This window comes from Streptomyces sp. NPDC060028 (assembly GCF_042736725.1).
Classification (GTDB): Bacteria; Actinomycetota; Actinomycetes; order Streptomycetales; family Streptomycetaceae; genus Streptomyces.
Genome location: NZ_JBHWVJ010000011.1, coordinates 43,408 through 57,244 on the forward strand (window position 1 = coordinate 43,408; position 13,837 = coordinate 57,244).

Below are 13,837 nucleotides of genomic sequence, written 5' to 3' on the forward strand. Positions count from 1 at the left end.
CGAGAAGGAGCCCTCCAGAGCGCGGTCGCGGTCTCCTGCCGGGCCGCCCCGCCCACCGGGACGCGTCGTCCAGGGGCGGGCGGGGCGGCCCGGTCGGTGTTACTTGCCGGCGGTGGCGGTGACGTCGACCGCGCCGGCGAGGCTGCCGGGGACCTCACGCCACGCGGTCCAGGTCTGGATGCCGCTGTCGAGGACGGCGCCCTGCACCTTGCCCGAGACGCCGACCGTGTAGACGTGGACGTTCTTCCCGGACGCGGTGCTGGTCAGACGGCTGAGGTCGGTGCCGCCGGCGTCGGTCCACGCCGTGTTCCAGCGGCCGGTGTCGTAGTTGCCGTACTGGGTCCAGAGGCCGCTGTTGATGCCGATGATCTGGAGTTCGACGTTGTTCCCGACGAGGCTGGCGGCGATGTCCTTGACGCCGACGGCGGCGCCGGGGAGCTCGCCCCAGCCGGTCCAGGCGCCGTTCTGGGTGTTGAGGTCGCGGCCGTAGACGCGGCCGTCGGCGACGGCGTAGAGGCGGACGGTCGCACCGGCCGTGACGCTGGTGATGCTGGTCAGGCCGGAGGCGGCGACGTTGGCCCAGGTGGTGTTCCAGCGGCCCGCGTTGTAGTCGCCGACCTGGGTGTGCAGCGAGCCGCCCGACCCCGCGATCTGGAGGTACACGACGTTGTTGACGATCGCGGCGGTGATGTCCTTCGCGCCTGCCGCGCCGCCGGGGATCTCGCCCCAGCCGGACCAGGTGCCGGTGCGGGTGTCGAGGTCGCGGCCGTAGACCTTGCCGCCCGCGATGCCGTAGTACCGGACGTAGTTCCCGGCGTCGACGCTGGTCAGACGGGTGACTTCGACGCCGCCGACCTGGGCCCACTGGGCGCCGAAGGAACCGGTGGCGAGGTCGCCCTTCTGGCTGTAGAGCGTGCCCTGGCTGCCCGCGGCCAGAGTGACCTTGGAAGGCGCCGCGACGGCGGTGGCGCTGACGTCGGAGCTGTTGGTGAGGCCGCCCGGGAGCTCCTTCCACGCCGTCCACGTGCCGGGGCCGCTCTCGAGGGTGGCGCTCTGGACCTTGCCGGAGGCGCCGACGGCGTAGACGTGGACGCTCTTTCCGACGGGGCTGCTGCTCAGGCGGGTGAGGTCGCTGCCGCCCGCCCGCGTCCAGGCGGTGTTCCACTGGCCGGAGTCGTAGTTGCCGTACTGCATCCAGACCGCGCCGTCCACGCCGATGATCTGAAGCTCGACGTTGTTCCCGACGAGGCTGGCGGCGATGTCCTTGACGCCGACGGCGCCGCCGGGCATCTCGCCCCAGCCGGTCCACGAACCGTTGCGGGTGTCGAGGTCGCGGCCGTAGACCCGGCCGTCCGCAACGGCGTAGAGGCGGACGGTCGTACCGGACGTGAGGCTGGTGACGCTGGTCAGGCCGGATGCGGCGACGTTGGCCCAGTTGGTGTTCCAGCGGCCCGCGTTGTAGTCGCCGACCTGGGTGTGCAGCGAGCCGCTCGAGCCGACGATCTGGAGGTGGACGACGTTGTTGACGATCGCGGCGCTGATGTCCTTGGCGCCCGCGGCGCCGCCGGGGATCTCGCTCCAGCCGGACCACTGGCCCGTACGGGTGTTGAGGTCCTGGCCGTAGACCTTGCCGCCGGCGATGCCGTACGCGCGCAGGTACTCGCCGGAACGCACGCTCGTCACCCGGGAGATGTCCTGGCCGTCAGCCTTGGCCCAGGCCTGACCGTACTCCCCGTAGCCGAGGTCGCCGGACTGGCTCCACATCGTCCCGCCCGCGCCGGCGAGCACGGAGACCTGCGAGCCGTTGCGCGGGGCGGTGGTCTGGTCGATCCACTGGCCGAAGTTGTCGGTACGGGCGGACACGGCTCCGGTACGGGTCTCGGCCGCGTCGGTGCCGAGGCAGCCACCCTGCCAGGAGCGGCTGTTGACGCCGACCAGCTCGCCGGCGGCGTTCAGGAGCGGGCCGCCGGTGTCGCCCTTGCAGAGGACGTCGGTGCCCTTGCCCGTGACGGCGAGCGTCGTGGCATCGGTGGTGTTGGTGGTGAAGGCGCCGGTGTGGAGCTTGCCCGGGACCCACTCGGTCTTCGTACGGCCGAAGCCGACCGCGGTCAGGTCGGTGCCGGCGGCGGGGGCGGAGGCGGCGCGCTTGACCGGGGCGATGTCGGTGACGGCGGTGTTGAGGCGGGCCAGGACCAGGTCACGGTCGGTGGCGCTCGCGGAGACCTCGACGATCTCGCGGGTCTGGCCGCCGGCGAAGGTCGCGGTGGTCTTCAGGGCGGGCTGCCCGGCGGTGATCGCGTCACCGGGCTTGGCGGCGAGGCAGGCGGCGGCGGTGAGCACCCAGCGCGCGTTGACCAGCGTCGCGGTGCAGGCGCGGCTGTTGGCCTCGTCGCCGATGGTCAGCTTCGCGGCGTAGGCGTACTTGCCGCCCGGCGCCTCGGGGCCCGTGAGGGCTTGGGCGGGGCCGGCCGAGATGAGACCGCCGGCCACCGCGGTGGCGGTGACGAGGAGGCCGGTCACCCGCGCGGAGCGCGGACCGAGAACAGACATGGTCTTCCTTAAGTGCGGAGTGGAGGCGGGGCTGCGGACCGGCCCCGCAGCGCCCTTCGGCACTGCGGGGCCGGGAGCCCGGGGCAGGTAGTGGTGTGCGACACCTGGTTGCCGGGTGGGACGGCGCGGCTGAAGACGCCGTTGCCCTCGCCGATCCAGAGCCGCAGGAGACCGGACTCGTCGCGGGCGGTGAGGTCGCTCCTGCCGTCGCTGAGCGCGGTGGGAGCCGAGAAGTCGGCGTCCTCGGCTCCGCGCCACAGCTTCAGCCGGCCGGAGCCGTCGCGGGCGCCCAGGTCGACAATGCCGTCGCAGACATGGGTCTTCCTTCGGGAAGAGTGGCTGCGAGTCGACCCCGCGGCGTCAGGAGCGGAGTGTCAGAGCGTGCCGGTGATGGTGATCGCACCGGGTGCCGCGGTGACGCCCTGAAGGGTGACCGCGCCCGTGGTGTTCCAGGTGCGGTTGACGTGGCGGACGGTGTGGAGCACCCGGCCGTCGGCCGTGGTGACCGCCAGCTGGAGCTCGCCGTCGACGGTCGCCGCCGCGACGGACTTGGCGGTGACGGTGCCGAGGACGTCCTTCAGCTCGGCGAACGCCTCCCAGGTGCCGCTGCCGTTGCGGATCGCGTGGTACTGGCGGGTGCCGTTGTCGGTGGCGACGACGATGTGGGCGTCGTTGCCGACGCCGGCCGTGGTCACGGAGGTGATGGGGCCGGTGGCACCGGCGGCCTGCGCGACGTTGCCCCAGACGCTCCACTGGCCCGCGGTGTTGCGGATGGTGTGGAAGGCCTTGCCGCCGGTGACGGTGGTGACCTGGAGCTGGCCGCCGGCGCTGGCGGTGGCCGCGGCGGTGACGGTGCCGATCGGGCCGGCGACGGTGGAGAGGTCGCCGAAGGAGGTCCAGTGGCCGGCGCCGGTGCGCATGGTGTGGAACACCTTGCCGTTGGCGACGACGACCACGTGCAGGTCGGTGCCGATGGAGACCGCGGAGACCTGGGTGACGCTGCCGAGGACGCCGGCGACGGCGCCGATGTCACCGAAGTTCGTCCAAGTGCCGTCCGCCTTGCGGATGGTGTGGCGCAGGGTGCCGTCGTTGGCCAGGGCCACTACGTGGGTGTCGCCGTTGATGCCGGCGGACGCGGCGGTACGGATGCCGCCGATGTCACCGGCCTTGGTCTGGACGTCGGTGAAGCCCGTCCAGTCGCCACCGGCCAGACGGATGCCCTGGTAGAGGGTGTTGCCGGCCTGGACGAGGGTTTCCGTCTTCCAGCCGGCGGCCAGGGTACGGACCTGGTCGATCCACTGGCCGAGGTCGTCGGTGCGTACGGAGACCGCCCCGGTGCGGGTCTCGGCGGGATCGGCCGCGAGGCAGCCGCCCTGCCAGGACTTGCTGTTGATGCCGACGAGCTCGCCCTTGGCGTTGAGCAGCGGGCCACCGGTGTCGCCCTTGCACAGGACGTCGGTGCCCTTGCCGGTGATGGCGAGGGTGGTGGCGTCGGTGGCGTTCGTGGTGAAGGTGCCGGTGTGGAGCTTGCCCGGGACCCACTCGGTCTTCGTACGGCCGAACCCGGCCGCCGTCAGGTCAACGCCGGCCGCCGGAGCGGCGCCGGCGCGCTTGACGCCGGCGATGCCGGTGGCCGGCGCCGCGAGGCGGGCCAGGACCAGGTCGCGGTCGGTACGCGGGGCGAGTTCGGTGACCTCCACGGCCGTACCGTTGCTCAGCGTGGCGGTGGTCTTCAGCGCGGGCTTGCCGGCCGGTACCTGCGCACCGGGCGTGGCGGCGAAGCAGGAGGCGGCGGTGGCGAGCCAGTACGAGTCGATCAGCGTGCCGGTGCAGCCGCGGCTGTTGGCCTCGTCGCCGAGGGTCAGCTTCACGGTGGCGGCGTACTGCCCCGCCGTGGCCTCGGGGCCGGAGACGGCCTGGGCGGCACCGGCCGAGAACAGGCCGGCCGTCACGGTGGTCGCGCCGACGATCAGGCCGGTGAAGCGCTTGGCGCGGGGACGGAGTGCAGACATGGGTGAGCTTCCTTACGAACGTGGGTCGGCGTTGGTGTGGGGAACCGGTGGTCAGCCGGTGACGCGGAGTTCGAGGAGGATGGAGCGCTCGCCGGTGTCGCCGGCCTCGCCGAAGGGCTTGTAGTCGTTGGCCGGGGCGTCGATGACGGTCTTGTCGGTGCCGTTGGCGGTGATGGTGGCCTTGACGGGGAACGCCTCGGTCCAGATGCCGAAGGCGTCGGGGAGCTCGAGGGTGACGTAGCCCTTGGGGGCGTTGACGTCGAAGCAGTACAGCTTCTGGCCGGTGCGGGACTTGACGGTGATGTCGGGGGTGCCGTCGCAGGTGGTGAGGGTGATGTGGCCGTCACCGCGCTTGAGGACGATCTGCTGCTCGGCCTGGATCTTCGCGGCGTTCGGGTACGCGAAGTCCTCGACGGCGGTGGGCATTTCGGTGCCGGCCGCGGCGGCGGCGCCGGACTGCGGGCCGGCGTACGCGACACCGAGCGAGGCCGCCGCGGCGAGCGCCGTGGCCGTGCCGACGAGACCGGTGAACAGTGCCTTGCGAGCGCGAGTGGTCGCCATTTTCATCCCCCATGGTGCAGGAAGGGCCGTGCGCGGTGCGCGGCCCTCAGAACAGATTCGTGTGGTCGTTCAAGAGGCTCGATCCGGTGGGGATTCGAGCCGGTGAGAGAGGCACGCGGCCTGGGAGGCCAGCCCCCGGGCTGCGCCGTCTCACACCACGGGCGCAGCACTGACGGCGGTCCCGTGGGTTTGATCTTTCGGGGGAGACGGTAGCGGCTGAACTCGGATCATTCAACCGCGAGTGAACACTGTTCAACTGTGGTTGATGCTTCTCGGACTCGTTCGTGACACTTGCGCACCTGCGCACGCGAGGCCGCGGCCAGGCGCTGCATTCGCCCCACCCGTTGCGGTTGGTAACGTCTCCCCCCATTTGCCAACCCTTGGCGAGATCATTACTGTCTCGCTCGCGGGGGGCGACGCATTCGACCGATGCGTCCGGTTGCACAGCACGTGGAAGGTTGATCATGGGGGAAGGGGTCAACTATTACGTGCCGGCGGTCGCGTTGGGCGTCGTGTTGTTGGCCAAACTGCCTGCCCTGGTGAGGGGTTGGCGCAGTCCGATGGTCCGCGCGGTGAACGCCCTGCTCGCGATGGCATGCGCCGCGTTCGCCTTCTCGGCACCGCCGACCATCGTGTTCGTCAACCGGTTCACCGGCGTGAGCAACTTCTCGGCGCCGTTCGTCTACTGCATCCTGTGCGCCTACTCCTGCGCCTGCCTGGTGCTGGTGGAGAACTGGCGTGAGGACTCCCGGGTCGAGACGCGTTCGCGGCGCCGCGTGCGGGCCTGGGTGGTGGCCTACGGCCTCGTGATCGTGGCCATCATCGGCTGTTTCATCGCGGGAGAGGCGCCGGTCGAGCGGCTGCTGGACTTCGACACCTACTACGCCACCACCCCCTTCATCCGCGAGATGCTGGTCCTCTACATGCTCGCGCACACGGTGGCGGCCTTCGCCACGACGGTCGTGTGCTGGAGGTGGGCCCTCGACATGAGCCGGGAGACCCGCAAGGCCGCCGTGTCCACGTCCGCCCGCTCGCTGCAAATCGGCCTCGTCTTCCTGGTGTTCGGGTTCCTCGTCAACGTGGTCTTCGGTGCGGTGAAGCTCATCGCTGTCGGCGCCCGCTGGGCGGGACACGACTGGGACGTGCTCAACCGGATGGCCGGGTCCTTCATTTCCCTCAATGCGGGCGTCTGCATGTGCGGTTTCCTGCTGCCCGTGTTCGGACCGTGGCTGCTCGAGCGCGTCTGGCGCCCCTGGCGTAGCTTCTCCACCTTGCGGCCCCTGAGCGAACTCGTCGGCACACCCGTCACCGGTCCCGGCAAGCAGATGTTCCTCACCACGCCCTGGTATTCCAGCCCCGAGCAACTGCTGATGTACCGCCTGACCAACATTCGTGACGCCATGCTCAGGCTGCGCGCGTACTGTGACGACGACGTACGCGAGGCCGCCCGCCAGGAGGCCGTGGCCCGAGGCGCGGACGAACAGGACGCCGTCGCGACCGGCCTCGCGGCCATGTTCAAGGCGGCGGCCGCCGACCGCGCCGGCAAGTCGCCCGCCGGCGCGGACCAGAGCTCCCGCGCCGCCCAGGCACTGCGCGCGGCCGAGGTCGAGGACCGCGGCCTGATGACCCGTATGGCCCGGGCCCTGCCCGGCCTGCCGCCCGCGAGGCCGTCGCGCCCGGCGGCCACTGCGGTCACTGTGGACGGTACGGAGCCTCAGGCCGCCGTCGTGGAGTAGCCGCCCCGGCCCGGGCCGCCCCGATGTGGCCGTCGCTGCGCTTAAAAGTGACGACACGGACGTGTGCCGTGTCCTGACGATCAGTGAGAACAGTAGTGGTTGAAACCGAGTGGTTCAACTGCGGTTGATCAATGCCCAACCATGGTTGTTTTTCACGCGGTTCGCCCATACGGTCGTGGAGGCCGGGAGACGCCGTCGCAGTGCGTTAAGGCGCCTCGGCGATGGTCACGGGGGTGTCATCGCCAAAATGGCCACAGCGAGGCCGGGCCAGTGCCCGGCCTCGCCTCAAAGCGGTTACTCCGCACACGCCTTGTGCATTGGCACTCGCATCACACCGACTCGGTCACACCGGCGATGTCGCGTGGAGTCGATTGCGGCGCCGGTGTCATGCACGTGTGCGTGGACGGCTGCCGCACATCGATCTAGGGGGAACCTGTCGCATGAGACGGCGCATACTCTTCAGCGGGGCGCAGCGCCCCGGCTCCGGCCGACGTAGGCCACGGGGCACATCCGGCCGGTACGTCGTCAGCGGCCTGGTGCTGCCCGCGGCGCTGGTGGCTGGTCTGCTCGGGACGTCTCCCGCCGCGGCTGCCGACGCCGAGCCGGTTCTCGCACCCTTCGACCGCATGCTGGTCGTCGAGTACTGGAAGACCGGCGGGGCCGGCATCAAGGAAGCCGCCGAGCGGGCGCTCCTCGGGTCGGACGCCGACATCAAGAAGTTCCTGGACGGCAAGGACGCCATCCAGTACGACGACGACTACGTCGACGCCAGCCGGGTCTTCAACTCCGGCGGTCCGGCGGTCCGGGCGGCGGCCAAGCAGGCGCTCAAGGGCACGCCCGCGCAGTTGGACACCTTCCTGAAGGACGGGTGGAGGGCTCCGCGGAACGAGGACCGTCAGGTCGAGGTCTCGCGGCTCATCAACCTGGGCGGCAACGGGGTCAAGGACGCGGGCAAGACCGCGCTCAAGGGCACCCCGGAGGACATCGCCAAGTTCCTGGACGAGGGCCAGTACGCGGCGCGCGAGATCGACAACGAGGTTGCCGTCTCGAAGCTGGCGTCTTCGGGTGGTCCGAACGTGAAGGCGGCCGCGAAGGTCGCCCTGCGCGGGACTCAGGACGACATGGTCGAGTTCCTCGAGGTCGGCCAGTTCACGGCTCGTAACCGGGACCAGGAGTACGCGACCGTCGCGCAGTTGACGGAGGACGCCAAGCAGGCCGGTATTCAGGCCGAGGACGCGACGAAGGCGGCCGAGGAGGCTTCGGCCAAGGCCATCGCTGCGGCCCAGCTCGCGAAGGAGGCGGCGCAGAAGGCGGCCAACGAGGCCGCCGCAGCCAAGAACGACGCCACGCGCGCCGCGGTGAAGGCGAAGCAGGCCGCCGACGCGGCCCGCGCCGCCGCCTCCGCCGCCCAGCAGGCCATCAGCTCGGCGAACGCCGCCAGCCGTGCCGCGCGCATTGCCGCGCTGGCTGCTGCTCAGACCGCGACCGCGGCCGCCAACGCGGCGAACGCCGCCAACGACGCGTACAACGCGGCCATCGCCGCGGGTAACGACGCCACGCAGGCCTCCAAGGCCAAGGACCTCGCGGGCATCGCCCGTGCGGCGGCCGGTCTCGTCGAGACGTCGGCGCTCGCCGCCGAGCAGGCCGGCAAGGCCTCTCTGGCCGCCGGACTGGCGGCCACTGCTTCCAAGAACGCGGGCGACAACGCCAACGCGGCGGCTGATGCCGCCGAGTCGGCCAACGACTACGCGGACCAGGCCGGGAACTCCTCGGCCGAGGCCCGCCAGGCCGCCGCCGACGCCCGTCGCCACGCCAATGCGGCCAACCGGGCGGCTGACCAGGCCTCCGCGCTGGCCCAGCGTTCCGCGAACGCGGCCTTCGAGGCCCGTGACGCGGCCCGCTCAGCGGCCAAGCACGCCCGTGCCGCGGCGGACGCCGCCGACGAGGCCGCCGCCCATGCAGGTCAGGCCGCGAACGCCGCCGCCGAGGCGAACAAGCACGCCGCCGCGGCCAAGACGGCCGCCGAGGCCGCCGACACCGCGGTCGCCACGGCGAAGAACGTCGTGCAGATCGCGCGGGAGACCGAGGCCGCGGAACTCGCGACCCGGACCGAGGCCGCCATCGAGCGCGCCAAGTCCCGCAAGGCGCGTACTGACGCCTACGTCTCGACGTCGGCCTCCGAGCAGCTCGAGGGCATCAACCTCGACAGCACCGCCACGGCGCTGGCGGCCGAGGCTGCGAAGCCTGACGTGGACATCAAGGCCACCGCCGCCAAGGGCCGTGCCCTGGCCATGAAGGCCATGAAGCTGCGCGGACCGTGGAGCCACGAGACCGCGGCCACCGCGCTGTCCGGCACCGACGCCGAAGTCCTGGACTACCTGCGCACCGGTTGGAAGCAGGCCGGTCGCGACGAGATCCGCGAGCGCGTCTTCCAGCTCAGCGGACAGAGCCCCTACCCATCGGTGCGCACGGCAGCGGCCGGCGCCCTGACGGGCAACGAGCAGCAGATCGCCGACTTCTACGCCAACGGCCAGTACACGGCCGGTGCGGACGACCTGGCGGTCGAGGTCTCGAAGTTCAACAACTTCGGCGGCCCGGGGGTCAAGGACGCCACGAAGAAGGCCCTCGCCGACGGCAGCGGCAAGGCGCTCGCCACCTTCCTCGCGGTCGGCCAGTACTCGGCGCGCAACAGCGACGAGCAGGTCATCGCCTCCAAGCTCGTCAACACGGGAGGCCCCGAGGTCAAGGCGGCGGCCAAGGTTGCTCTCGCGGGTCCCGCCGACCTGCTGCACGAGTTCGTCGCGGTGGGCCAGTTCATGGCGGACCGCAAGGACAAGCTGACCGAGCACCACAGGAACCAGGTCGACCGCCTGCTCGCCGAGGCCATCGGCATCGCCGCCAAGGCCAACGAGAACCGCTGGAAGGCAGCCGAGGCCGCCGCCAAGGCCAACGCGGCCAAGGACGCGGCCGACGCCGCAGCCCTCGAAGCCAAGAAGTCGGCGGAAGCCGCGGCCAAGTCCGCCTCGGACGCCAACAAGTCCGCCACCGCCGCCGAGGCCAGCGCCACCGCGGCGAAGAACTCCGCGGCCACCGCCCGCAACGCGGCAGCCGCCGCCGACCGCGACGCGGACGCCGCCGAGGAATCCGCCGCCCAGGCAGAGTTCTCCGCGAAGTACGCCCGCGAATCGGCCACCAAGGCGAACGAGTCCGCCTCTGCCGCCCGTCAGTCGGCGACCGCTGCGGGCAAGAGCGCGGAAGAGGCCAAGACCTTCGCCGCCGAGGCATGGACCGAGGTCCAGAAGAAGCGTGAGGCCGAAGAGGCCACCGCACGCCGCCTGGCGGAAGAGGAGCGCAAGAAGCAGGCCGAGGCCGCGAAGAAGACGAAGAAGAAGACCTGCTACGTCCCCGTCAACCGCGACAGCCTGCCCCCGTGCATGATGGGCGCCGAGCCTGACGAGATCCTCTTCGGGACCGTCGACCTCGCGGTGGCGAAGATCGTGGGGAAGATCGTCTGGGAGATCGTCGGCGGCGCCGACATCCAGCGGTGCATCGAGGATCCGGAGTGGGTCGGCTGCATCCTGGCCGTCGTCGGTGTGATCCCCGTCGGCAAGGTCGTCAAGGTCTTCAAGTGGGGCGCCAAGGCCCTGGACGAGATGGCCGAGGCCAGGAAGGCCAAGACTCTCATCGAGTGCGCGGTATCCCAGACCGTCAAGCACAGCTTCCCCGCGGGCACGCCGGTGCTCATGGCTGACGGTTCTTCGCGCCCGATCGAGCAGGTCTCCGTCGGCGACTGGGTCCGTGCCACCGACCCGGCGACCGGCATCACCGGTCCGCGCAGGGTGGACGACACGATCTACACCCCCGACGACCGCGACTTCACCGGCATCACCCTCGACGCCGCGCACGGTGGAGCAACCCTCACGGCCACCGACCACCACCCCTTCTGGTCCGAGAAGGACCGGAAGTGGACGAACGCGGGCGACCTGAACGCGGGTGACACCCTCCGCGTCGCGGACGGCACCACTGCGGAGATCAGCGGGGTACGGCACTGGAAGACCCTCCAGCCGGCGTACAACCTGACTGTCAACGATCTCCACACCTACTACGTGCTCGCAGGTGCCACGCCGGTACTGGTGCACAACTTCGACTGCCAGACCGGTGGCTTCAAGGTGCCGGTCAGCCCCGACGAGATCCGGGAGATCAACCGGAGCTTCGGCGGCGAGACGCTCCTGAGCGGCACGCCGGAGAACGCGATGATCAATGCCAGTCGGTACGCCAGCTTCTGGGAGAAGTCTGCCGTCATGATCCGGGACATCGCGGGCAGCCACATGTACAACAACGGAAACAAGCGGACCGCGCAGGCCGTCGTCGAGGAATTGATGCGGCGCAACAACGTGGTGAGTGGGCCGACTTCTGCCGACCTTCGAGGCGTCATCGACAGGGTGGGCAAGGGAGAGCTGCACGACATCGGAGAGATCGCGGAAGCCCTCAGGGGCTTCGCGAAGTAAGGTGCCCGAATGAACATCGAAAGAATCATGGAGGCGCTGGGGCGCGCCGGCGTATCGGTGATCTTGAAGGTGGACGACGAGAGGATGGCGGAGGGCGGCGACCCCTGGACGGTGGTGTTGTCCGGCGCCGCGCTCGGCGAGCGGGGATTCATCCGCGCCGAGACCACCAGCCTCGGCGAATGCATCGCACTGGCTCTCGCACAATTGCGTGAGCGCCCCGGCGACTGGGATCTGCCGGAAGCGATCTGACGAATGAACGTGGGACCCTGCCAGGAATATCGGGCAGGGTCCCACGCATTTCTGCTGCCGGTGCCGGCCGTTACGGTGCCTTCAGTACGTCCGGGTACGGGCCCAGGAATCGGAACGCGCCCGATCCTGCGCGGTAGAGATAGGAGCCCCGGTCGCCCGTCAGGGCGTGGGTGTTGACGTCGAACGCCAGCGGCTTGGCCAGGCCCTGGTACGTCGTACGGAAGAGCCGGCGGGACAGTCCCGAGCGGCCGCGCCCCTCCCCGTCCAGGCTGGTCAGGGCCGTTGCCAGCAGCCCGACGGAGTCGTAGGCCTCGGTCGTCCAGCGGGCGGGCGCCTCCCCGTACGCGGCGCGGTGTGCGGCGACGAACTCGGCCGCGGCGGGTACGGCCGACGGGTCCGCGAACACGGTGCTGAACAGCCAGCCCTCGGCCGCCGCACCGGCCGCCGTGAGGAACGCGGGCTCCATCGCGTCCTGGACGGTGATGCGCGGCCCCTTGAACCCGGCCTCGGTCAGCGCCCGGGCCAGCCGGGCCGCACGCTCCGGCGAGGTGCCGGCGAAGACGACGGACTCGGCACGCGCCTGGATCAGGTCGCGCACGGCCGCGGCGAAGTCCGAGCCGCCCGACGGGATCCGGTGCACGCTCACCGTGCCCTGAGCCGGCGGTGACTGCTCCATGACGCGGGTGAGCTGCCACGCGGACTCTCCCGCATCGGTGTCCTCCACGACGGCCGTTCGGTGCGAGGGCTGGACCCGGGACAGGTAGGAGAGCACCGGGACCGCGAGCCTGTCACCGGCGGGGCAGGTGGGGCACAGCGTCCGCCACTGGGCCTGCATGGTGCTCGCGCCGCTCACCGAAACCAGCAGCAGGGTGAGATCCGCGGCGAGGCAGGCCTCGGCCGCCCCGGGCAGCGCCGCGTCCCAGGTGGGGCCGGTGACCGCGACGACCGAGGGATCGGCGGCCAGCTCCTTGACGGCCTGCGCGGCGCGCGCCGTGTCCGCCCCGCCGTCGTCGGCGACGCGCAGGGCCAGCCGGAACGCGGAGTCCGTCCGGGCGTTGTGCCGGGCCACGGCGAGGCGCATGCCCCGCTCGTGGGCCTGCCCGGTCGCCTTGCCCGGCCCCGACAGATCGGCCTGCAGGGCGAGGGTGAGGGTCGCCAGGTCGCCGGCCGGTGGCGGTGCACCGCCGTGCCCGGGCCTGCGCGTGGTGAACCAGGCGATCGGCAGGCCGCCGGCGACGGCCGTCGCTCCGCCCGCCGCGAGCAGCCGCCTGCGGTTGAAGTACCGGCGAGCCTCCTTCGGTACGTCGATCCGGGTGGGCTCGGGGGCGGGCAACTCCAGGGCCCGGGTGGAACGTTCGGCGATGAGCCGCGGCAGCGGCGGCGGCAGCCAGTCCGCCGCGTCCACCGCGCGGGGATCGTCGCCGAGGAGGCCGCTGAGCTCCGCCGGCGTCGGCCGGACGGCCGGGTCCTTCGCCAGGCAGGCGCCGACGGCCTCCAGCAACTCCGGGGCCAGCCCCGACAGTTCCGGCGGGTCGTGCACCGTACGGAAGACCACCCCGGCCGGGTGCCCACCGCCGAACGGGCCGCGCCCGGTCGCCGCGTACGCCAGGACGCAGCCGAGGGAGAACACGTCCCCCGCCGGGCCCGGAGCGGGCCCGTCCGCCCGGGCCTGCTCCGGCGGCAGGTACCCCGGAGTGCCGACGACCGCGTCCACGGCCGTCAGCGTGGTCGCCCCGGCCGCCCGCGCGATCCCGAAGTCGATCAGCCGGGGCCCGTCGGGGGCGAGCAGGATGTTGCCCGGCTTGACGTCGCGGTGGACCAGCCCGGCGGCGTGCACCTGCGCCAGCGCCTCCGCGAGACGCGCGCCCAGCACCCGTACCGTACGGGCGGGCAGCGGACCGTACCCGTCCACCGCCTCGGACAGCGAGGGCCCCGGGATGAAGGGGGTGGCCAGCCACGGTTCGCGCGCGTCCGGGTCGGCGCCGATCACCGGGACCACCCAGCGGCCGGACAGCCCTCCGGCTGCCTGCGCCTCGCGGCGGAACCGGGCCCGGAAGGCGGGATCCGCCGCATGGTCGGCACGGATCACCTTGACCGCGACCAGGACGCCCGCCGGTGAGCGGCCGAGGTACACCGTGCCCATGCCGCCCGAGCCCAGCCGCCCGAGCAGCCGGTGGCCGCCGATCGCGGCCGGATCGGCCGGGGTCAGGGGACGCATGCG

At 71.5% G+C, this 13,837-nt stretch carries 7 protein-coding genes; 3 read left to right on the forward strand and 4 right to left on the reverse strand.

Going from position 1 to position 13,837, the window contains the following annotated elements; translation table 11 throughout:
• Positions 1-99: 99 nt before the first annotated feature.
• The 3 genes from ACFWBF_RS08540 to ACFWBF_RS08550 all read right to left on the reverse strand — a co-directional run bounded on the left by ACFWBF_RS08540 (position 100) and on the right by ACFWBF_RS08550 (position 5,123).
• The gene (locus ACFWBF_RS08540; protein WP_385597218.1) at positions 100-2,550 is read right to left on the reverse strand and encodes a trypsin-like serine protease; all 2,451 of its coding nucleotides are present in this window, start codon (positions 2,548-2,550) and stop codon (positions 100-102) included.
• A 374-nt stretch (positions 2,551-2,924) separates the two neighbouring features.
• The gene (locus ACFWBF_RS08545; protein ID WP_385597221.1) at positions 2,925-4,562 is read right to left on the reverse strand and encodes a trypsin-like serine protease; all 1,638 of its coding nucleotides are present in this window, start codon (positions 4,560-4,562) and stop codon (positions 2,925-2,927) included.
• A 51-nt stretch (positions 4,563-4,613) separates the two neighbouring features.
• Positions 4,614-5,123 carry a hypothetical protein gene (locus ACFWBF_RS08550; RefSeq protein ID WP_385597224.1) on the reverse strand — a complete coding sequence of 170 codons (510 nt, stop codon included), beginning with the start codon at positions 5,121-5,123 and terminating at the stop codon, positions 4,614-4,616.
• A gap of 572 nt (positions 5,124-5,695) precedes the next feature.
• Here ACFWBF_RS08550 and ACFWBF_RS08555 point away from each other — a divergent pair.
• The 3 genes from ACFWBF_RS08555 to ACFWBF_RS08565 all read left to right on the forward strand — a co-directional run bounded on the left by ACFWBF_RS08555 (position 5,696) and on the right by ACFWBF_RS08565 (position 11,616).
• Positions 5,696-6,859, forward strand: a complete 1,164-nt coding sequence (locus tag ACFWBF_RS08555; RefSeq protein ID WP_385597227.1) for a DUF6545 domain-containing protein — start codon at positions 5,696-5,698, stop codon at positions 6,857-6,859.
• A gap of 440 nt (positions 6,860-7,299) precedes the next feature.
• Complete coding sequence (locus ACFWBF_RS08560) at positions 7,300-11,367, forward strand: polymorphic toxin-type HINT domain-containing protein (RefSeq protein WP_385597230.1); 4,068 nt, start codon at positions 7,300-7,302, stop codon at positions 11,365-11,367.
• A gap of 9 nt (positions 11,368-11,376) precedes the next feature.
• Positions 11,377-11,616 (forward strand): hypothetical protein, encoded by a 240-nt coding sequence (locus tag ACFWBF_RS08565; protein WP_385597233.1) that lies wholly within the window; start codon positions 11,377-11,379, stop codon positions 11,614-11,616.
• 70 nt (positions 11,617-11,686) lie between these two features.
• Here ACFWBF_RS08565 and ACFWBF_RS08570 read toward each other — a convergent pair whose 3' ends face one another.
• Complete coding sequence (locus ACFWBF_RS08570) at positions 11,687-13,834, reverse strand: bifunctional serine/threonine-protein kinase/ABC transporter substrate-binding protein (protein WP_385597236.1); 2,148 nt, start codon at positions 13,832-13,834, stop codon at positions 11,687-11,689.
• Positions 13,835-13,837 lie beyond the last annotated feature (3 nt).